The sequence below is a fragment of the Caballeronia sp. LZ032 genome, assembly GCF_031451315.1.
GTDB lineage: Bacteria > Pseudomonadota > Gammaproteobacteria > Burkholderiales > Burkholderiaceae > Caballeronia.
Genome location: NZ_JARUXP010000004.1, coordinates 376,153 through 394,781 on the forward strand (window position 1 = coordinate 376,153; position 18,629 = coordinate 394,781).

Here is an 18,629-nt window from a genome sequence, read left to right on the forward strand (position 1 = left end):
ACGTCCTTCGACAGGACGCCTGGCATCGCAGCGATGCTTAGAACTTGTGGCGGATGCCGACGCGGAACGCGAGCTGGTCGTCTTCGCCCAGACCCGACGTACCGAAGTAGCTGGTCGCCGAACCGATCTGCGCCTGCACGTCGTTCGTGCCGTTGCGGCCCGAAGCCTTCTGGTAGATGCCGAGCACGTAGACATCGGTACGCTTCGACAGCGCGTAGTCGACCGACGCGTCGAACTGGTGCCAGTGGCCCTTGGCGTTGTCCGTCAGGTTCATGTACGAGTAGCCGAGGCCAGCCGTCAGCGCCGACGTGAAGGCGTACTTGCCGCCGATGTCGAACGCGTTGAACTTCGAGCTCGCGCCGGTAACCGGTTCGAAGCGCGTGTTGGTCCACAGGCCGAAGATCGTCGCTGCGCCCAGCGCGTAGTTCGCGCCGACGCCGAACGTGCGCAGGTCCTTGATGTTGGCTTGCGTGATGTTCGCGATGTTGGTCGAGAATGTCGGCGTGGACGAGCCCGGGTAGTGGATGTCAGTGTAAGCCGCGCCGATGCCAAGCGGGCCCGCCTTGTAGTTCAGGCCGAAGCTGTAGGCGCGCGACGAACCGGCCGTCGTGCCGACCGTCGGCGAGCCGGCGAAGGCGCCAGCCGCGTTCGAGAAGCCGTACATGGCGCCGAACGTCACGCCGTAGAAGCTGGCGCTGCTGAACTTGACCGAGTTGTTGATGCGGCTCGAGGTCAGCTGGTCGACGTCGTTGATGTGGTAAGCGTAGTTGCCCGCGACGGTCTGGCCGCCGATCGAGTACGCGCCGCCGAGATAGTCGGTCGAGAATGAATATTGACGACCGAAGGTCAGCGCGCCGACGTCGTTCTTCGAAATACCGACGAATGCCTGACGGCCGAATTCAGCCCCGCCCTGGCCCAGTGCGCCGGTGCCGCTGTTGAAGCCGTTTTCCAGCGTGAAGATCGCCTTCAGGCCGCCACCGAGGTCTTCGGAGCCCTTCAGGCCCCAACGGCTGCCTTGCGCCACGCCGTCGTCGTACTTGACGAGCGAGTCGCTGCCGCCGGTGCGTGCTGCGTTGGTCGCGTAGCTGATACCGGCGTCGATGATGCCGTACAGCGTGACGCTGCTTTGGGCTTGCGCGGAGGTGGCGGCGAGGGCGGCAAATGCGGCGAGCGCGGCGGTCGCCAAGAGATTCTTCTTCAAAACAAGCTCCGTGAGTTGGTTCGCGGTGGTGGTGACGATGTCGGTCAAATCCGCGTTCTACGACGTGTTCATTGCGACGGGCGCAACTGTAGCGAGCGCTGAAGAAGAAAATGTGACAGTGCTTTCAGCCGGCTTTCGGTGTATCTCAGGGGCAACACCACTGGCGGAATCGTTGCGCTTGTGTGTTCAGTGGGCGCGATGCGATGCTCACGCTTCACTCTCTAAGCGAGCGACACCATGGACGAAACGGGAATCCTTGCACTGGAAGCGCGCCTGAAGCAGGCGATGATGAAGTCGGACGTGGATGCGCTCGACGCGCTGCTCGCCGACGACCTGAGCTTCGTCGACGCCACCGGCAAGGTGTGGACGAAGGCCGACGACCTGAACGGGCATCGCTATGGGATGCAGCGGATCGAGAAGCTGGAGACGGAGGACGTGCGGGTGTGCGTGTATGGCACGTTCGCGGTGACGGTGACGCGCGTGGCGATCACCGGCACGTTCGGCGGCGCCCCGTTCGCGGGCAGCCTGCGCTACACGCGAACCTGGGGCGAGATCAACGGGAACTGGCGCGTGGTGGCCGCGCAATGCGGCCTTGCGCCTTACTAGAGAAAGCGGCTCAGGCGGACAGCAGCGACCCGGTCCGATACGCCTTCGCGCCCGCGATGCGCGCCACTTCGAGACCGGCCGTCGCGAAGCGCACGATGTGGCGTGCGTACATGACGCCCGAGGTCGTGCACTTGAGCGTGGTCACGGTGTCGGTCAGCGGATCGATGATATCGGCGACCGGCGCGCCCGCCTCGATGTACTCGCCCACCGGCGCGCGGAACACCAGGATGCCCGACATCGGCGTGACGATCGGCTCCGCGCCCGCAAGCGGCGTGGCCGGATAAGCGAGCGGCGGCAGCTCGGGCACTGGGGCGTCGATCACGCCGCGCCGGATCAGGTAATTGACGATGGCCTGCGCGTCCTTGTCCGCGAGTTCGTAGGACACGTCGTGCTGGCTGCGCAGCTCCACCGTCACCGACACGCCGCCGTTCGGAATCGGGAAGCGCTCGCCGTAACGCTGGCGCAGATCGGACCAGCAGAAGCTGTGGATCTCATCGAACGGATTGCCCACCGAATTCAGCGCGAGCAGCGACGCGCGGGCGTCGAGATAGCGCGCGAGCGGCTCCACTTCTTCCCAGATGTCCGGATTGGTGTAGAGATGCAGCGCGGCGTCGAGGTCGCAGTGCAGGTCGAGCACGACATCGGCGTCGAAGGACAGCTTCTGCAACGCCAGACGTTGCGATTCGAGTTCGGTGTGCGGCGTCTGCTCGTCGAGCGCTTCCTGCATGGCGGCGCGCACGGCCAGCTTGTTGGCCTCCGCGTCCGGGCCGAGACGCGCCTCGATGCGCGGCGCGATCAACGCGGCGAGATCGTGGAAATTGCGGTTGAAGTTGTGGCCGCTGTTGGTTTCGAAACGGCCCATCAGCGTGCCATGCAGATGCTGGGACAGGCCAATCGGATTCGGCACCGGCACGATCACCACTTCGCCGCGCAGCTTGCCGGCGGCTTCGAATTCGGCCAGCTGGCGGCGCAGACGCCATGCGACCAGCATGCCGGGCAGCTCGTCCGCGTGCAGCGAGGACTGGATGTAGATCTTCTGGCCGCCGCCGGGACCATAGTGGAAGCTGGTGATGGTGCGGGTGGTGCCGAGGGACGGCGAGATCAGGGAGTGGGTTCGGGTTTGCATAGGGGTCGCGCGCACGCGAATGCGTGCTTCTTGCCTCGGATAGTTGCGGGGCGCCGCGGTGTCTCCTTCCGCTGGCGTCTTACCGGACGTTCGATCTTAGCCGAAATCACTGCGGCGGGCGCCCGGACGGCGGCGTCCGCAAGGGATGACGCAAACGAAACGGGCTCCGTGCCTTGCGGCGCGGAGCCCGTTTTAGGGAAGGCGAGGCGGCTTAGCTGCCGTACACGTCGAAGTCGAAGTACTTCTTCTCGATCTTCTTGTAGGTGCCGTCCTTGATGATGTCGGCGATGGCCTTGTCGATCTTGGTCTTCAGGTCGGTGTCTTCCTTGCGCAGGCCGATGCCGGCGCCGTTGCCGAGCGTCTTCGGATCGTCGAGGTCCTTGCCCGCGAAGTCGAAGCCCGCGCCGCGCGGCGTCTTCAGGAAGCCGATTTCGGCCTGCACGGCGTCCTGCAGCGCGGCGTCGAGGCGGCCCGACGTCAGGTCGGCGTAGACCTGATCCTGGTTCTGGTACGGCGTGACCGTCACGCCCTTCGGCGCCCAGTAGGTCTTCGCGTAGGTTTCCTGGATCGTGCCTTGTTCCACGCCGACGTTCTTGCCCTTCAGGCTTTCGGCCGTCGGCAGGATGTTGCTGCCTTTCTTCGCGACCAGTCGCGTGGGCGTGTTGAACAGCTTGCTCGAGAAGGCGATCTGCTCGGCGCGTTGCGGGGTCATCGACATCGACGAGAGCACGCCGTCGAACTTCTTCGCCTTGAGGGCGGGGATCATGCCGTCGAAGTCATTCTCGACCCACACGCATTTCGCCTTGAGGCGCGAGCAGATCTCGTTGCCGAGATCGATATCGAAACCGACCAGCTTGCCGTCGGAACCCTTGGATTCGAACGGGGGATAGCTGGCGTCGACACCGAAGCGGATCGTCGAATAGTCCTTCGCCTGCGCGGCGGTGACGGCGGTGAGCGACGTGGCGGCGAGAAGGGACATCGTCAGTGCCGCGAGCAGTTTCTTCACTGTTGTAACTCCAGAAGGTGGTCGGTTCTACCCGGAAGGTCTCGTTTCCAGGCGACCGGCGCATGGTTGGGGCGCCGGATCAGGTGCATTCCGCGGATCGTGTCCGCTCAGAATCGGCAGAAGGTTACCAAGCCAAAAATGTTGGGGAGCTAGTGAAAGCCCCGATAGCGGGTCTTCGAAGCCTTGCGGTGTGAGGAAGGTGCTTCATGCGGCCTTCAACTCGATGTGCGGATGCAACCCGACGCGCACGGCCAGTGCCAGCAGCATGTCGAGGCTGAACTTGTCCCACTTGCTTCGGTTTAGGTCGGAAACACGCGGCTGGGTGATGCCGAGCGCCTGAGCAGCCTGTGCCTGGGTCCAGCCGCGGGCTTCGATCACCTGACGCAACGAAGCCATCAGGTCGGCGCGGAGACTGAGCAGGAGAGCCTCTTCCTCGGGAAAGCCGAGGTCGGCGAAGACGTTTCCGCTCGAATCTACAATGGGTTCGTTCATGATTCAGCCTCCAATCAGCCGATAGCGGCGAGCCGCCAGTTCAATACCTTCGTGTCGCGTTTTTTGGGTCTTCTTTTGGAACGCGTGAAGCACATAGACTGCGTCGCTGAACTTCGCGACGTAAAGTACTCGCCACTCTCCCTCGACATGAATGCGGATTCATACGCCCCCGCGCCGACTGTTGGCATGGGTTTGAAGTCATCCGGCATCAGGCCACGCTGCACGGCGTCCAGCTGGAATCCGGTGTGGCGGCGCGCTTCCAAGGGAAATTTGCGCAGATCCTCCAATGTTGTACCGACGAAGCGTAAGGTTTTCATCCCTACAATATACAAGTATATGTATATTTTTGAGGCTTGGGCAATGTGAAATTTGGTCGTCGGCGTGTGTTGTCCGAGTTGCTTCGAATTGGCGTGACTTGGGAAGGATTTCGCGGCTCTGCGTGCACTTGCTGCATGTTTGCGTTCCGTGTGCCAAACTCCGCAGGACGTACCCGGGCCGAGACCAATCTTCGAATATGTCCGACACGCTCAACCCAGTCGAAGCAGATCATGCGATGCGCCACTGGACCTACCGGTCCACTGGGAAAATCCCGATCGGTTCGGACCTGCACAAGCGCATGTTCTGCGAGATGCTCCTCACGACGCACAACCCGTACAAGCCCGCCGTCATCGACTGGCCGCCGCTCGAACCCGCCGCGCTGAAGCGCGTGACCTCGCTGCCCATCTGGGATATCGCGGTGCAGACGGAAGGGCGCGCATCGATTCGCGTCGCCACCTACGCGGCCACGGTTGCCGACGCGCATCTGCGCGAGGCGCTGCGCATGAACGGCGGCGAGGAGGCGCGTCACAAGCTGGTGTTGTCGAAGCTGGTGGAGGCGTATGGCATCGAACTCGCGCCGGAACCGCCATATCCCGCCCCCGCCGATCCTTTACGCGCCTGGATGCTGACCGGCTACAGCGAATGCATCGACAGTTTCTTCGCGTTCGGGCTGTTCGAGGCGGCGCGGCAATCGGGCTACTTTCCCGAAGCGCTGGTCGAAACCTTCGAGCCGGTGATCCAGGAAGAAGCGCGTCATATCTTGTTCTTCGCCAACTGGGTGGCGTGGTACCGGCGCAGCCTGCCGTGGTATCGCAAGCCGTGGTTCCTGGCGAAGACCGCGACCGTGTGGGTCTCGCTGATCCGCGACCGCATTTCCCTCGCGCGCGGCTTTGATACGAGCGGCGCCGCGCAGGACGCGAATTTCCCGGCGAATGTCGGCGATTCGGTGGCGGGCGATGTTTCGGTGCGCGCGCTGATCGAAACGTGTCTGAAAGAGAACGACCGCCGCATGGGCGGTTACGACGCGCGGCTCCTGCGCCCCGTCACCGTGCCGAAGCTCGCGCGCCTCGCGCTGCGCTTCATCCGCAAATAAGGCCTCATTCTTCCTGTTTCCGCTTCGCTGACGCATCGAAGCGCCGCGAGGCTTCCTCGACCTCCTGCCGGAAGCGCACCAGCGCGGCCACCTGCGTGTCCGGCGGCTGCAGCGCCGCCCACAGGACGTCCACGAGTTCGTTCGCCGTCGTCTCGATCTGAGCCTGACTCAAGCGCCGCTTCGCGAGCGTCGCATCCCACAGAACGTGCTCCATCGGGCCGAACACGAGCGAGCGCAACAGCCGCAGCGGCACGTCGCTGCGCACGTGGCCGAGCGCCTGGCCGTGCGCGAGCACGTCCATCAGCGGCGCGGTGTAGCGGCGCTGCAATTCCGTGAGCGCGTCCGACAGATCGTGCTGCTTGGTGCGGCCCTCCGACAGCACCAGCGAGCAGAGCCCGGTGCCGTTCATCAGCATGAGCCGCATGTGCGTCCTGACGATGAACGCAAACTGCTGATGCACCGTGCCGTCGCGCGGCAGGCCGGTTTCGAAGGCATCGATGATCTCGTCGTACCAGTCGGCGATCACGCGCGCGCACAAATCCCGCTTGCCGCTGAAATAGCTGAAGACCGTGGCTTCGGAGATGCCCGCGCGCTGCGCGATCTCCGCGCTGGTTGCGGCGTCGTAACCCTTCTCGGCGAAGACTTCGCGGCCGGCCTGGAGAATCTCCTTCACGCGCTGCTGCGACTTGATGCCGGCGGGCGCGCGGCGGCCGGAAGCGGTGGTATGCGTCGACATGATCGGAATGCAGCCCTGGAAACGTCTCGAATAAATGTGAGCGTAGCTCAAAAACCTATTGACGGCCAGCCAATTTGAGCGTGAAATTGCCCAATCCAGCGGTTACCGGCGTGGTGTGAGCCAGACTCAACACGCGGTAGCCGCCGAAAACATCCGTATTCACGAGGAGACGCTTCATGAGCAACCTGCCCGGTCTGAATTTCGCGTTGGGCGAAGACATCGACATGCTGCGCGATTCGCTCGCCCATTTCGCGGCGAAGGAAATCGCCCCGCGCGCCGGCGAAATCGACCATTCGGATCAGTTCCCGATGGACCTCTGGAAGAAATTCGGCGACCTGGGCGTGCTCGGCATGACGGTGTCCGAGGAATACGGCGGCGCGAATATGGGCTACGTCGCCCACATGGTGGCCATGGAGGAAATCTCGCGGGCGTCGGCGTCGGTGGGCTTGTCGTACGGCGCGCATTCGAATCTGTGCGTGAACCAGATTCATCGCAACGGCACCGAGGCGCAGAAGCAGAAGTACCTGCCGAAGCTCGTTTCCGGCGAGCATATCGGCGCACTCGCGATGAGCGAGCCGAACGCGGGATCGGACGTCGTCAGCATGAAGCTGCGCGCCGAAGAGAAGGGCGACCACTACGTGCTCAACGGCACGAAGATGTGGATCACCAACGGCCCCGACTGCGACACGCTGGTCGTCTACGCGAAGACCGACATCGAAGCGGGCGCGCGCGGCATCACGGCGTTCATCGTCGAGAAGGGCATGAAGGGGTTCTCGGTCGCGCAGAAGCTCGACAAGCTGGGCATGCGCGGCTCGCATACCGGCGAACTCGTGTTCGAGAACGTGGAAGTGCCGAAGGAAAACATCCTCGGGCAGCTGAACGGCGGCACCAAGGTGCTGATGAGCGGCCTCGACTACGAACGTGCCGTGCTCGCGGGCGGCCCGACCGGCATCATGCTTGCGTGCATGGACGCGGTGGTGCCGTATATCCACGATCGCAAGCAGTTCGGCCAGGCCATCGGCGAATTCCAGCTGATCCAGGGCAAGGTCGCCGACATGTATTCCACGTTGCAGGCGTGCCGCGCGTATCTCTACGCGGTCGGCCGCCAGCTCGACACGCTCGGCGCCGGCCACGTGCGCCAGGTGCGCAAGGACTGCGCGGGCGTGATCCTCTACACCGCCGAAAAAGCCACGTGGATGGCCGGCGAAGCCATCCAGGTCCTCGGCGGCAACGGCTACATCAACGAGTATCCGGTGGGCCGTCTGTGGCGTGACGCCAAGCTGTATGAAATCGGCGCGGGCACGAGCGAGATCCGCCGCATGCTGATCGGCCGCGAACTGTTCGCCGAGACGGCTTGAGGGCGCGACATGACGATCATCGAATCGAAGCTGAATCCGCGCGGCGAGGAGTTCCGCGCCAATGTGCAGGCGCTCGAAGCGCTCGTCGCCGATCTGAAGCAGAAGGTCGCGAAACTCGCGGAAGGCGGCGGGCAGGCCGCGCGCGACCGCCACGTATCACGCAACAAGCTGCTGCCGCGCGACCGCATCGCGCAGTTGCTCGATCCGGGCACGCCGTTCCTGGAGCTGTCGCAACTGGCCGCGTACGGCATGTACAACGACGAAGCGCCGGGCGCGGGGATCATCACGGGCATCGGACGCATCGCGGGGCAGGAATGCGTGATCGTGTGCAACGACGCCACCGTAAAGGGCGGCACCTACTATCCCGTCACGGTGAAGAAGCATTTGCGCGCGCAGGAAATCGCCGAGCAGAACCGGCTGCCGTGTGTCTATCTGGTCGATTCGGGCGGCGCGAACCTGCCGAATCAGGACGACGTGTTTCCCGACCGCGATCACTTCGGCCGCATCTTCTACAACCAGGCGAACCTGTCGGCGCAAGGCATTGCGCAGATCGCGGTGGTCATGGGTTCGTGCACCGCGGGCGGCGCCTACGTACCCGCGATGTCGGATGAATCGATCATCGTGAAGAACCAGGGCACGATTTTTCTGGGCGGCCCGCCGCTCGTGAAGGCCGCGACCGGCGAGGAAGTGAGCGCCGAGGATCTCGGCGGCGGCGATGTCCATACGCGTCTGTCGGGCGTCGTGGATCATCTCGCGCAGAACGATGCACATGCGCTCGGCATTGCGCGCAGCATCGTCGGCAATCTGAACCGCGTGAAGACGCCTACGCTGGCGCTGAAGGATCCGCTGCCGCCGCGCTACGACCCGCAGAGCGTCTACGGCGTGATTCCCGCCGACACCCGCAAGCCCTTCGACGTGCGCGAAGTGATCGCGCGCATCGTCGACGACTCCGCCTTCGACGAATTCAAGGCCCGTTACGGCACCACGCTCGTCTGCGGCTTCGCGCATGTGTGGGGGCATCCGGTGGGCATCGTCGCGAACAACGGCATTCTGTTCAGCGAGTCCGCGCTGAAGGGCGCGCATTTCATCGAACTGTGCGCGCAGCGCAAGATTCCGCTCGTGTTCCTGCAGAACATCACCGGCTTCATGGTCGGCCGCAAGTACGAGAACGAAGGCATCGCACGCAACGGCGCGAAGATGGTGACGGCCGTCGCCACGGCGAAGGTGCCGAAGTTCACGATCATCATCGGCGGCTCGTTCGGCGCGGGCAACTACGGCATGTGCGGCCGCGCGTATTCGCCGCGCTTTCTGTGGATGTGGCCGAACGCGCGCATCTCGGTGATGGGCGGCGAACAGGCGGCGTCGGTGCTCGCCACGGTGCGGCGCGACGGCATCGAGAAGAAGGGCGGCGCGTGGTCGAAGGAAGAGGAAGAGGCGTTCAAGGCGCCGATCCGCGATCAATACGAAGTGCAAGGCCATCCGTACTATGCGAGCGCGCGTCTGTGGGACGACGGCGTGATCGATCCCGCGCAGACGCGCGACGTGCTGGGCCTCGGGTTGGCCGCGACGCTGAACGCGCCCATCGAAGACACGCGCTTCGGCGTATTCCGGATGTGACGACAGGAGTTGGCGCTTTAGCGCCTTACTCCTGTCCTCTGCAGAGCAAAGACATGTTCAACAAGATACTGATTGCAAATCGTGGCGAGATCGCCTGCCGTGTCGCGGCGACCGCCAAGCGGATGAACATCGGCAGCGTCGCCGTGTATTCGGATGCGGACGCGAAGGCCAAGCATGTCGCTGTCTGCGACGAAGCCGTGCACGTGGGCGGCGCGGCGGCATCGGAGAGTTATCTGCGCATCGAGCGCATCGTCGCGGCCGCGCTGGCGACCGGCGCGCAGGCCATTCATCCGGGCTATGGCTTTCTCTCGGAAAACGAGGACTTCGCCAACGCCTGCGAGAAGGCGGGGCTGGTGTTCATCGGACCGCCCGTCGATGCGATCCGCGCGATGGGTTCCAAGGCCGCCGCCAAGGCGCTGATGCAGTCCGCTGCGGTGCCGCTCGTGCCGGGCTATCACGGCGACGACCAGGATCCCGCGCTGTTGCAGCGCGAGGCCGACGGCATCGGTTATCCGGTGCTGCTGAAAGCGAGTGCGGGCGGCGGCGGCAAGGGCATGCGCGTGGTCGAACGCAGCGAGGATTTCGCGGCGGCGCTGGCCTCGTGCAAGCGCGAGGCGGCCTCGAGTTTCGGCAACGACCGCGTGCTGATCGAGAAGTATCTGCAACGTCCGCGGCACGTCGAAGTGCAGGTGTTCGCGGACCAGCATGGTCACGCGGTCTATCTGTTCGACCGCGATTGCTCCGTGCAGCGCCGCCACCAGAAAGTGCTGGAAGAAGCGCCGGCGCCGGGTCTCGCCGATGAAACCCGCCGCGCGATGGGCGAAGCCGCCGTTGCGGCGGCGCGCGCGGTGGATTACGTCGGCGCGGGCACGGTCGAGTTCATCATGACGCAGGACGGCCAGTTCTACTTCATGGAGATGAACACGCGCCTGCAAGTGGAACATCCGGTGACCGAGATGGTGACCGGACTGGACCTCGTCGAATGGCAGTTGCGCGTGGCGGCGGGCGAGCCGTTGCCGCTCGGCCAGGATCAACTGAAGGTACACGGACACGCCATCGAGGCGCGCATCTACGCGGAGAATCCGTCGCTCGGCTTCCTGCCGTCGACGGGCACGCTCAAGCATCTGAGCATGCCGCACGCGGTGGAATTTTCCATCGACGGCGACGTGCGCGTGGACAGCGGCGTACGTCGCGGCGATGCGATCACGCCGTTCTACGACCCGATGATCGCGAAGCTCATCGTGCATGGCCGCGACCGCCGCGACGCGCTCGCCCGCATGGGGCGCGCGCTGGCGCAATGCGAGATCGTCGGGCTGTCGACCAATGTCGAATTCCTGCTGCGCATCGTGCAGAGCGAGCCGTTCAGCACGGGGGAGCTGGACACGGGGCTGATCGAGCGGCATCACGACGCGCTGTTCGCGCCGTCGAAGGTATCGCGCAAGCATGCGCTGGCGCTCGCCTGCGCGGCACTCCTCACGCGCGAGGGCGGCGAGGCGCATGGTCACTCGCCGTGGGATGCGCTGTCGCACTGGCGCATGGCGGGCGGCTACAGCCAGGATCTGAACTGGCGCGCGGCGGACACGGACGAAACGCTGAAGGTGATCTTCACGAAAGCCGGCGACAAGCGTCTGCAACTCAACGGCGAGCAGGCGCGCTTCGACTGGTCGCATAGCGGCGAGACCTCGTTCGCGGTGCAACTGGACGACGCGCTCATCAAAGGTCACGTCTTCACCGACGGCGATCTGTTCCACGTCTTCCACGAAGGCGCGGCGATGCAGTTCGAGTGGCAGAACCTGATGGCCCACGCCGGCGATGTCGAGCAGGAAGGTCGCCTCACCGCGCCGATGCCGGGCAAGGTGATCGCCGTGCTGGTGGAACCGGGCGCGCTGGTGCAGAAGGGCGCGCCGCTGATGGTCATGGAAGCGATGAAGATGGAGCACACCATCGTCGCGCCGGGGCCGGGCACGATCGGCGAGATTCTGTTCGCGGTGGGCGATCAGGTTGCCGACGGCTCGCAGCTGCTCGTGCTGGAAGCCGCGCAGGCCGCCTGAAAGCTAGCGCCGGCCCCGGGTGGGCGTGCCGAGCAGCGTGCTTTCGCTTTCGGTGCGCACCAGGATTTCCACGCGCCGGTTCAGCGCGCGGCCTTGCGCGGTGTCGTTGCTGGCGATCGGCCGCAGCCAGGCCGCGCCCTTGGTCGTGATGCGCTGGGCCGGCACGCCGCGCTGGATCAGCGCCTGCGCCACCGCCTGCGCGCGCGCTTCGGACAGGTTGCGGTTGTAGCCGAGCGAGCCCTGGTTGTCGGTGTGTCCTTCGATCAGCACAGGCCGCATGCTGCGCTTCAGCACGACGGCGACCCGATCCAGCATCGGCGACTGTCCCGCGCGAATGTCGACTTCGTCGGTGTCGAACAGCGGCGCCTCGGGCAGCCGGATTTCGACGCCACCCTTCACGGCAAGCGTCGTGATGCCATAGCGTGCATTGACCTCGTCTTCCTTCGAGCGGTTGAGCTTGGTCGAACAACCGGCCAGCAGCGCGAGCGCCACGCATGCCGAAGCCGTGGCCCGCAGCGTCATTCCCTGTGCGGTCTTTCCCGTCATTGAACCTTCCCTGCATCGATGCGGAGCTTCGATTATAGGGAGAGCGGCGCGCCGTCCCGCAAAGGGGGCGTCGGCACGCGCCCGGGCATGCGTGATTACAATGAACGGGGACGATTTTTGCTTCCGATTTTTGCTTGCTTATCCGCACCCTCACGAGGCCCCCGTTTTCATGCCCATCCCGCCGCGCAACGACTCGACGCCGGATCCATCCGGACGCACCTTCAAGATGCAGCGCACGGCTTCGGCGGTGCTGTACGCGGTTCTCGTGCTGGTGGCGCTGTACACCGCGCGCACCTTCATCCCGGCGGTCGTGTGGGCGGCCGTGATCGCCATCGCGCTCTGGCCGGCCCTCGGCTGGCTCGAACGCAAGCCGTTCTTCAAGCACCATCACATCGTGCTTGCGGTGTGCCTGACGGCGGCCATCGGCCTGTTGTTCGTGGTGCCGTTCTTCATCGTCGCGGCGCAGACCATCAATGAAGCGCACGACATGCTGCACTGGTTCCACGATGTCCTGCGCACCGGCTTCCCGATGCCCGCCTTCGTCGATCATCTGCCGATGAGCGCGCAGATCTCGCGCTGGTGGCAGGCGAATCTCGCGACGCCGCTCGATGCCTCGCCCGCCGTCAAGAACCTGCACAGCGCCACCGTGGTCGCGATGACCCGTCACTTCGGCGGGCGCGTGGTGCATGGTTTCTTCATCTTCGGCTTCATGCTGATGACGCTGTTCTTCGTATTCCAGGCGGGATCGAAGCTCGGGCAGCAGTTGCTCGCGGGCTCGCGCCGCGCATTCGGCGCCGATGGCGCGGCGATCGTGCGGCGCATGGCCGAATCGGTGCGCAGCACGGTGGTCGGGCTGGTGGTCGTGGGGCTGGGCGAGGGCGCGCTGCTCGGCGTCGCGTACATTGTCACAGGCGTGCCGCACGCGAGCCTGCTCGGCATGCTCACCGCCGTCGCGGCGATGCTGCCGTTCTGCGCGCCGATCGTCTTTCTTGGCTCGGCGCTGTGGCTGCTCGCGCAGGGCTCGACGGTCGCGGCCATCTGCGTCGCCGTGTTCGGGCTGATCGTCGTGTTCGTGGCGGAGCACTTCGTGCGGCCGGTGCTGATCGGCGGCTCGGCGCGGCTGCCGTTCCTGCTGGTGCTGTTCGGGATTCTCGGCGGCGCGGAGACTTTCGGACTCATCGGCCTGTTCATCGGCCCGGCGCTGATGACGATCCTCGTCGTGCTGTGGACCGATTACGTCGTGGAGCGGCGCAGCGGTCCGCGCGCGTGACCGGGCCTCAGCCGCGTTCCTGCACGCAGACCCACGGCGACGTCACTACCGCCCACAATTCGGGGTCGCGCGCGGCGAGATCGGCGGCGGTTTCGGCCTGCATGCGCTCGACGAGCCCGGCCGAGAGCCATTGCGTGACCTGGCGGGTGTCGTCATTGGCAACGGCTTCCGCGACGCTCACCAGATCGAGATCGCCCTTGACCCAGATGAGCTTGCCCTGCGCGAAGAAGCGTTCGAGTTCGGACCAGCCGATCTGGGCGGTTTCACCGAGGAGCCGGGCGTAGAGCGGGCTGGGCGTGGAAGCGTCGGACATGATGTGAGGCGGGGAGAAAACGAAAGGCGTCCGACACTATAGCGCAGTGCCGGACGCCTTCTGTTCTGACTTCTGCCGCGCGTGTCTTACAGGTCGAAGAACACCGTCTCGTTCGGCCCGCGCAGATGGACGTCGAAGCGATAGATGCTGCCCGACGATCCCGGCTTCGCCGCCGGACCCGTCTCGCGCTTCGCAATCAGCGTATGCCGGCGCTCGGCCGGAACGCTCTGCAGCACCGCGTCCTTCGCGTTGGCTTCGGCTTCGTCCTCGAAATAGATGCGCGTGTAGGTATGCAGCAGCATGCCGCGCATCAGCACGATCACGTCCAGATGCGGCGCGGAATCGTCAGCGGTCTTGCCGGGCTTCACCGTATCGACGATGAAGCGCAGCTTCGGATCCGTGCCCGTGCCGACGCGGGCAAAGCCGCGAAAGCCCGACTCGCGCGCTTCCTGCACGCTCTGCACATAGCGGCCCGAGGCATCGGCCTGGGCGACTTCGAGCAGCGCGTCGTTGACGGGTTTGCCTTCGGCGTCGAACACATTGCCGACCACGGCGATATGTTCGCCCGGCACCTCACGGTCCGCCGCCGATGCGGTGAACAGGCTCTTCAGGTCGAAGTTGTACTGCTCGGGAACCAGGCCGTAGGCGAAGTACGGACCGACGGTCTGCGAAGGGGTTTGCTTGAGCGTGGTCATGGGGTTCACTCCGCCGGCGTCTGGTCGGGGCCGCGCAGCACGATGTCGAATTCGTAGCCGAGCGCGTAGCCTTCCTGCGTGGTGTCGATGGAAAAGCGCGACACGAGACGGTTGCGCGCCTGTTCGGGGATGCCCTGGAAGATCGGGTCCAGTTCCAGCAGCGGGTCACCGGGGAAGTACATCTGCGTGACGAGACGCGAACCGAAATACTCGCCGAACAGCGAGAAGTGGATATGGTTCGGGCGCCATGCGTTCGTGTGATTGCCCCACGGATACGCGCCGGGCTTGATCGTCATGAAGCGGTAGCGGCCTTCGTCGTCGGTCAGGCAGCGGCCCGCGCCGAGAAAGTTCGGGTCGAGCGGCGCGTCGTGCTGATCCGCCTTGTGCACGTAGCGGCCCGCCGCGTTCGCCTGCCACACTTCCACCAGCGTGTTGCGCACGGGGCGGCCGCCCTCGTCGAGCACGCGGCCCGTCACCACGATGCGCTCGCCCAGCGGCGCGCCGTTCTTCGCGGCGTTGCGGGTGAGGTCGGCGTCGAGCACGCCCAGATCGTCGGCGCCGTAGACCGGCACGCGGCGATTGCGCAGGTTTTCCTTCAGCGGGATAAGCGGCAGCCCGGGGCTGCGCAGCACCGACGACTTGTAGCCCGGCGACAGATACGGCGGATGGGATTCCCAGTCGCGCGGCGTGAGGATGGGGGAGGTCATTCGACTGTCTCCTTGAATTTTGTGAGGTCCGAACCCGGTGTTTCTGACAAGTACTTTATAGAACGACGCAAGTTATGGAAAATGATGTTTCGTGCCATCTTGCATAACCAATCCTCATGGATACCGACTTCACCAACACCCGCGTCAAGTTCCGGCATCTGCAGTGTTTCCTGGCCGTCACGCAGCTCGGCAGCGTGCAGCGCGCGGCCGACAGTCTGTCGATCACCCAGCCGGCGGTGTCGAAGACCATCGGGGAACTGGAATCGATGCTGGGCGTGCGTCTGTTCGAGCGCGGCCGGCGCGGCGCGGTTCCGACCCGCGAAGGGCGCCTCTTCGCGCCGCATGCGAGCGCGTGCGTGGCGTCGCTGCGGGAAGGCGTCGACATGCTGCTGCGCGAGCGCGGCGACGTGCCCGGTTCCATCTCCATCGGCATCCTGCCGACGGTCGCGCCCGTGCTGCTGTCGCCGGCGCTGCTGTCGTTCCGGCAGCAGTGGCCGGCGGTGTCGCTGTCCGTCTGGACAGATTCGAATGCGCTGCTGCTGGAAAAGCTCAAGGCGGGCGAGGTGGATCTGGTGGTCGGCCGGCTGTCCGAGCCGGAGGCCATGCACGGGCTGTCATTCGAGCAGATTTATCGGGAACCACTGGCGGTGGTGGTAAGGCGCGAACATCCGCTTACGCTGGAAACGCCGTTGACGCCCGCGCTGCTGGCGCGCTTTGCCATCGTCGTGCCGCCGTTCGGCACGCTGATTCGTCAGTCGGCTGAAAGCGTGCTGACCGCGTTCGGCGCGCATGCGCTGACGGCGCTGGTCGAGACGCTGTCGGTGTCGCTTGGACGTTCGCTCGCGCTGAACAACGATGCCGTCTGGTTCGTACCTGCGGGCGCGGTGGAGCAGGACATCGCGCTCGGGCTGCTGGCCGCCTTGCCGATGCCGTTCGCCGGCACCGACGAGCCGATCGGCCTGATCCGCCGCAACGACGCGGCGCGCACGCCGGTGGAGGAGACGCTGGTCGATGCGCTGCGGGAAGCGGGCAGGGGCCGTGCCGGGAGCAAATGACCGGAAGGCATGAGCGGCGCGCAAGTTGCTTAAGGAGCATTTACCGCGCAGATCTGGCGCGAAAGAAATACTATGACGATAGGGTGGAGGAACGGCGCGGCTGCAACGAATGCGGGCCACGACGGTCAGAAGCAGATTCCGCCCGCGTCATGGTTGCCACCGTTTGACCGCACCGTACCCCGAACATGTTCGCAAGATGAAGACAGTACTGCTCGTCGACGACGACCCCGCCACCATCGAAGCCTGGACCCTCTGCATGGAGGGCGAGGACTGCACCGTGTTATGCGCGTTCGACGGCAATGGCGCCCTGACGATACTCGGCGAGCAGCAAGTGGATATCGTCGTTTCGGACTGGATGATGCCGGGCCTGGGCGGCGCGCTGCTGTGCCAGACGATGAAGAACGACACGGCGTTCTCGCATATCCCTTTCCTGATGATTTCGGGCCATCCGAATCCACCCGCATTCGTCAGCTACGACGGCTACCTGCGCAAGCCCGTCGACATGGAAACGCTCATTTCCGCTGTCAACCGCTTGTGCGCCGCGAAGAAGCGGCCACTTTACTGAGGGATGGCTAGCGCAGGATCGCCAGCGCTTCGTCCATCTGCGTTTGCGCGAGCCGGTTCAGTTGCTGCGGGATCTCGCAGTCGAGCGGCAGGCACGGCGTAACGATCACGCGGATATGTCCGCCCCGGTCCGGCCAGCCTTTCGCGGGCCATACCTTGCCGGCATCGTGGACCACCGGCACGACGGGCACCCGCGCCGCGCAGGCGAGGCGCACGCCGCCCGAGGCCAGCTTGAGCGGCGCATCGTGCGCGACGCGCGTGCCTTCGGGGAAGATCACCACCGAGTCGCCCTTCTTCAGCCGCACGGCGGATTCGCGCGTCACCGCGCCGTGAGCCTGGCGGATCGAGCCGCGATCGAGGCTCACCATGTCGAGCCCGCGCAGCACCCAGCCGAAGAACGGGATGTTCATGAGTTCGTGCTTGAACACGAAGCTGATGCGGCGCGGGAAAAGCGCCATGAAGGACAGCGTTTCCCAGGTCGATTCATGCCGCGACAGGATGATGCACGGTCCGGCCGGCAGGTGCTCCAGACCTTCGATGGAACAGGTGACGCCGGTGATGACGCGCATCATCGTGACCATCGCGCGGCACCAGAGCCTTGCAAGCCGGTAGCGCCCGTTACGGCCCACGAAGGGAAACAGTGGCAGGATCAGGATCGACCAGACGATGCCGCTGCCGAGCAGATATGTGGCGAACAGCCACTTGACGAGGGTGCGGCGCATCGGATTCACAAGATGACGGGAGGGTGACAGCGGAGCAAGCCGCAAGCATAGCGTATCGGGCCTGGCCTGGCCTGGCCGGGGCGGCTGCGGCGGGCGACGCCTCCAGCGGCCTCGCGCGAGCGATGCAACAATGGACCCCCGGTCAAACCATCACGCAGGGAAGCGAGCTCATGGAAAATCAGGCGCCCAGGGATTTCGACGAAGGCATGCTCGAAGTGGGCGACGGCCATTCGATCTACTGGCGGGCACAAGGTCCGCGCGACGCGCCGGTGATGCTCGTCGTGCATGGCGGCCCCGGTGGCGCGATGAACCTCAAATGGGCGGACGTGCTGGAGCCGGACGCGTGGCGCGTCGTGTTCTTCGACCAGCGCGGCTGCGGCAAGTCCACGCCGTTCGGCAAGCTGGAGCACAACGGCATCGAGGCGCTGGTCGGCGACATGGAAAAACTGCGCGAGGCGTTGCAGATCGAGCGCTGGGCGCTGTTCGGCGGCTCGTGGGGCACGACGCTCGCGCTGGCCTACGGCGTCGCGCATCCCGAGCGCTGTCTCGGCTTCCTGCTGCGCGGCATCTTTTTGGCGCGGCGTGAGGACATCGACTGGTTCCTGTGGGACGTGCGCCGCGTCTTTCCCGATGCGCATCGCGCCTTTCTCGACGCCATCGAGACAGCCAGCGGCAAGCGGCCCGCCAGCGCGCCGGAGATCCTGCAATTGACCGAGGCGCCGCTCGCGCGTTTCGACGAAGCCGGTACGCAGCTCGCGCGTGCGTGGACCCGCTACGAAACCACGCTGTCGGTCGTGAACAAGCCCGAGAAGGAACCGTCGGACGAGGCGAAGCGGCCGAGCGCGGAAGCCAATGCCGCGGCAATCTCGATGGCCCTGCTCGAACGCCACTACATGGCGCACGAATTGCCGCCGGCGCCGCTGCTGCCGCAGGTTGCGCGCATCGCGCATCTGCCTTGCCGGATCGTGCACGGGCGCTTCGACATGGTGTGCCCGGCCGACCAGGCGAGCGCGCTCGCGTCTCACTGGCCCGGCGCGCACCTGTCGATCGTGGATGCGGCGGGGCACTGGACTTTCGAGACCGGAAATGGGGCGGCGCTGCGCGCGGGCGCGGCAGCGCTTGCCGGCGCGGTCAAGCAGGCCTAGGCAGGAGA

The 18,629-nt window shown here is 65.2% G+C and carries 20 protein-coding genes; 9 read left to right on the plus strand and 11 right to left on the minus strand.

Annotated elements, in window-relative coordinates; all coding sequences use genetic code 11:
• Positions 1-37: 37 nt before the first annotated feature.
• Positions 38-1,201, minus strand: a complete 1,164-nt coding sequence (locus tag QCE69_RS29460) for a porin (protein ID WP_309925804.1) — start codon at positions 1,199-1,201, stop codon at positions 38-40.
• 237 nt (positions 1,202-1,438) lie between these two features.
• Between QCE69_RS29460 and QCE69_RS29465 the strand changes: the two genes are divergently transcribed.
• Positions 1,439-1,807 carry a nuclear transport factor 2 family protein gene (locus tag QCE69_RS29465; protein ID WP_309934491.1) on the plus strand — a complete coding sequence of 123 codons (369 nt, stop codon included), beginning with the start codon at positions 1,439-1,441 and terminating at the stop codon, positions 1,805-1,807.
• Positions 1,808-1,817: 10 nt separating this feature from the next.
• On the opposite strand, the gene QCE69_RS29470 is transcribed toward QCE69_RS29465, so the two are convergent.
• The 4 genes from QCE69_RS29470 to QCE69_RS39595 form a co-directional block, all read right to left on the minus strand.
• A complete protein-coding gene (locus tag QCE69_RS29470) occupies positions 1,818-2,933 on the minus strand; it encodes a M14 family metallopeptidase (protein ID WP_309934493.1) in 1,116 nt (371 codons plus the stop codon).
• Between the two features lie 211 nt (positions 2,934-3,144).
• A complete protein-coding gene (locus QCE69_RS29475) occupies positions 3,145-3,939 on the minus strand; it encodes an ABC transporter substrate-binding protein (protein ID WP_309925808.1) in 795 nt (264 codons plus the stop codon).
• Positions 3,940-4,143: 204 nt separating this feature from the next.
• On the minus strand, positions 4,144-4,431 hold the full coding sequence (locus QCE69_RS29480) for a helix-turn-helix transcriptional regulator (protein WP_309819528.1): 288 nt from the start codon (positions 4,429-4,431) through the stop codon (positions 4,144-4,146).
• A gap of 3 nt (positions 4,432-4,434) precedes the next feature.
• The gene (locus QCE69_RS39595) at positions 4,435-4,590 is read right to left on the minus strand and encodes a type II toxin-antitoxin system RelE/ParE family toxin (RefSeq protein ID WP_404987788.1); all 156 of its coding nucleotides are present in this window, start codon (positions 4,588-4,590) and stop codon (positions 4,435-4,437) included.
• Positions 4,591-4,945: 355 nt separating this feature from the next.
• Here QCE69_RS39595 and QCE69_RS29490 point away from each other — a divergent pair, with 355 nt between their 5' ends.
• The gene (locus QCE69_RS29490; RefSeq protein ID WP_309934494.1) at positions 4,946-5,842 is read left to right on the plus strand and encodes a ferritin-like domain-containing protein; all 897 of its coding nucleotides are present in this window, start codon (positions 4,946-4,948) and stop codon (positions 5,840-5,842) included.
• A gap of 4 nt (positions 5,843-5,846) precedes the next feature.
• On the opposite strand, the gene QCE69_RS29495 is transcribed toward QCE69_RS29490, so the two are convergent.
• Positions 5,847-6,578 carry a TetR/AcrR family transcriptional regulator gene (locus tag QCE69_RS29495; protein WP_309925815.1) on the minus strand — a complete coding sequence of 244 codons (732 nt, stop codon included), beginning with the start codon at positions 6,576-6,578 and terminating at the stop codon, positions 5,847-5,849.
• Positions 6,579-6,754: 176 nt separating this feature from the next.
• Between QCE69_RS29495 and QCE69_RS29500 the strand changes: the two genes are divergently transcribed.
• The 3 genes from QCE69_RS29500 to QCE69_RS29510 are packed head-to-tail and all read left to right on the plus strand — an operon-like array spanning position 6,755 to position 11,604.
• Positions 6,755-7,936: an isovaleryl-CoA dehydrogenase gene (locus QCE69_RS29500; RefSeq protein WP_309934496.1), complete on the plus strand. Its 1,182-nt coding sequence runs from the start codon at positions 6,755-6,757 to the stop codon at positions 7,934-7,936.
• Positions 7,937-7,945: 9 nt separating this feature from the next.
• The gene (locus tag QCE69_RS29505) at positions 7,946-9,553 is read left to right on the plus strand and encodes a carboxyl transferase domain-containing protein (protein WP_309934497.1); all 1,608 of its coding nucleotides are present in this window, start codon (positions 7,946-7,948) and stop codon (positions 9,551-9,553) included.
• Positions 9,554-9,606: 53 nt separating this feature from the next.
• Positions 9,607-11,604, plus strand: coding sequence for an acetyl/propionyl/methylcrotonyl-CoA carboxylase subunit alpha (locus QCE69_RS29510; RefSeq protein WP_309934499.1), 1,998 nt, complete (start codon positions 9,607-9,609; stop codon positions 11,602-11,604).
• A 3-nt stretch (positions 11,605-11,607) separates the two neighbouring features.
• Here QCE69_RS29510 and QCE69_RS29515 read toward each other — a convergent pair whose 3' ends face one another.
• Positions 11,608-12,150: an OmpA family protein gene (locus tag QCE69_RS29515; protein WP_309925825.1), complete on the minus strand. Its 543-nt coding sequence runs from the start codon at positions 12,148-12,150 to the stop codon at positions 11,608-11,610.
• Positions 12,151-12,319: 169 nt separating this feature from the next.
• Between QCE69_RS29515 and QCE69_RS29520 the strand changes: the two genes are divergently transcribed.
• Entirely contained in the window at positions 12,320-13,420 is a 1,101-nt protein-coding gene (locus QCE69_RS29520; RefSeq protein ID WP_309934500.1) for an AI-2E family transporter, read from the plus strand.
• A 7-nt stretch (positions 13,421-13,427) separates the two neighbouring features.
• Here the strand turns inward: QCE69_RS29520 and QCE69_RS29525 are convergent, their stop codons facing one another.
• From QCE69_RS29525 to pcaH, 3 genes are all read right to left on the minus strand, one after another.
• Complete coding sequence (locus tag QCE69_RS29525) at positions 13,428-13,733, minus strand: DUF2288 domain-containing protein (protein ID WP_309925828.1); 306 nt, start codon at positions 13,731-13,733, stop codon at positions 13,428-13,430.
• An 86-nt stretch (positions 13,734-13,819) separates the two neighbouring features.
• Positions 13,820-14,428: a protocatechuate 3,4-dioxygenase subunit alpha gene (gene pcaG / locus QCE69_RS29530; RefSeq protein WP_309925829.1), complete on the minus strand. Its 609-nt coding sequence runs from the start codon at positions 14,426-14,428 to the stop codon at positions 13,820-13,822.
• Positions 14,429-14,433: 5 nt separating this feature from the next.
• Positions 14,434-15,135 (minus strand): protocatechuate 3,4-dioxygenase subunit beta, encoded by a 702-nt coding sequence (pcaH, locus tag QCE69_RS29535; protein ID WP_309934501.1) that lies wholly within the window; start codon positions 15,133-15,135, stop codon positions 14,434-14,436.
• A gap of 116 nt (positions 15,136-15,251) precedes the next feature.
• On the opposite strand from pcaH, the gene pcaQ reads away from it, so the two are divergent.
• Together pcaQ and QCE69_RS29545 are read left to right on the plus strand one after the other, a co-directional pair.
• Positions 15,252-16,190, plus strand: a complete 939-nt coding sequence (pcaQ, locus tag QCE69_RS29540; RefSeq protein ID WP_309925830.1) for a pca operon transcription factor PcaQ — start codon at positions 15,252-15,254, stop codon at positions 16,188-16,190.
• 196 nt (positions 16,191-16,386) lie between these two features.
• Complete coding sequence (locus tag QCE69_RS29545; protein WP_309925831.1) at positions 16,387-16,755, plus strand: response regulator; 369 nt, start codon at positions 16,387-16,389, stop codon at positions 16,753-16,755.
• A 7-nt stretch (positions 16,756-16,762) separates the two neighbouring features.
• On the opposite strand, the gene QCE69_RS29550 is transcribed toward QCE69_RS29545, so the two are convergent.
• Positions 16,763-17,476: a lysophospholipid acyltransferase family protein gene (locus QCE69_RS29550; protein ID WP_309819555.1), complete on the minus strand. Its 714-nt coding sequence runs from the start codon at positions 17,474-17,476 to the stop codon at positions 16,763-16,765.
• Positions 17,477-17,646: 170 nt separating this feature from the next.
• Between QCE69_RS29550 and pip the strand changes: the two genes are divergently transcribed.
• A complete protein-coding gene (gene pip, locus QCE69_RS29555; RefSeq protein ID WP_309934503.1) occupies positions 17,647-18,621 on the plus strand; it encodes a prolyl aminopeptidase in 975 nt (324 codons plus the stop codon).
• Positions 18,622-18,629: the final 8 nt, after the last annotated feature.

Coding starts and splice junctions, on each gene's coding strand:
- QCE69_RS29465 (WP_309934491.1), top strand. CDS start 1,439: ATGGACGAAACGGGAATCCTTGCACTGGAAGCGCGCCTGAAGCAGGCG.
- QCE69_RS29470 (WP_309934493.1), bottom strand. CDS start 2,933: ATGCAAACCCGAACCCACTCCCTGATCTCGCCGTCCCTCGGCACCACC.
- QCE69_RS29480 (WP_309819528.1), bottom strand. CDS start 4,431: ATGAACGAACCCATTGTAGATTCGAGCGGAAACGTCTTCGCCGACCTC.
- QCE69_RS29490 (WP_309934494.1), top strand. CDS start 4,946: ATGTCCGACACGCTCAACCCAGTCGAAGCAGATCATGCGATGCGCCAC.
- QCE69_RS29495 (WP_309925815.1), bottom strand. CDS start 6,578: ATGTCGACGCATACCACCGCTTCCGGCCGCCGCGCGCCCGCCGGCATC.
- QCE69_RS29500 (WP_309934496.1), top strand. CDS start 6,755: ATGAGCAACCTGCCCGGTCTGAATTTCGCGTTGGGCGAAGACATCGAC.
- QCE69_RS29505 (WP_309934497.1), top strand. CDS start 7,946: ATGACGATCATCGAATCGAAGCTGAATCCGCGCGGCGAGGAGTTCCGC.
- QCE69_RS29510 (WP_309934499.1), top strand. CDS start 9,607: ATGTTCAACAAGATACTGATTGCAAATCGTGGCGAGATCGCCTGCCGT.
- QCE69_RS29515 (WP_309925825.1), bottom strand. CDS start 12,150: ATGACGGGAAAGACCGCACAGGGAATGACGCTGCGGGCCACGGCTTCG.
- QCE69_RS29520 (WP_309934500.1), top strand. CDS start 12,320: ATGCCCATCCCGCCGCGCAACGACTCGACGCCGGATCCATCCGGACGC.
- QCE69_RS29525 (WP_309925828.1), bottom strand. CDS start 13,733: ATGTCCGACGCTTCCACGCCCAGCCCGCTCTACGCCCGGCTCCTCGGT.
- pcaG (WP_309925829.1), bottom strand. CDS start 14,428: ATGACCACGCTCAAGCAAACCCCTTCGCAGACCGTCGGTCCGTACTTC.
- pcaH (WP_309934501.1), bottom strand. CDS start 15,135: ATGACCTCCCCCATCCTCACGCCGCGCGACTGGGAATCCCATCCGCCG.
- pcaQ (WP_309925830.1), top strand. CDS start 15,252: ATGGATACCGACTTCACCAACACCCGCGTCAAGTTCCGGCATCTGCAG.
- QCE69_RS29545 (WP_309925831.1), top strand. CDS start 16,387: ATGAAGACAGTACTGCTCGTCGACGACGACCCCGCCACCATCGAAGCC.
- QCE69_RS29550 (WP_309819555.1), bottom strand. CDS start 17,476: ATGCGCCGCACCCTCGTCAAGTGGCTGTTCGCCACATATCTGCTCGGC.
- pip (WP_309934503.1), top strand. CDS start 17,647: ATGGAAAATCAGGCGCCCAGGGATTTCGACGAAGGCATGCTCGAAGTG.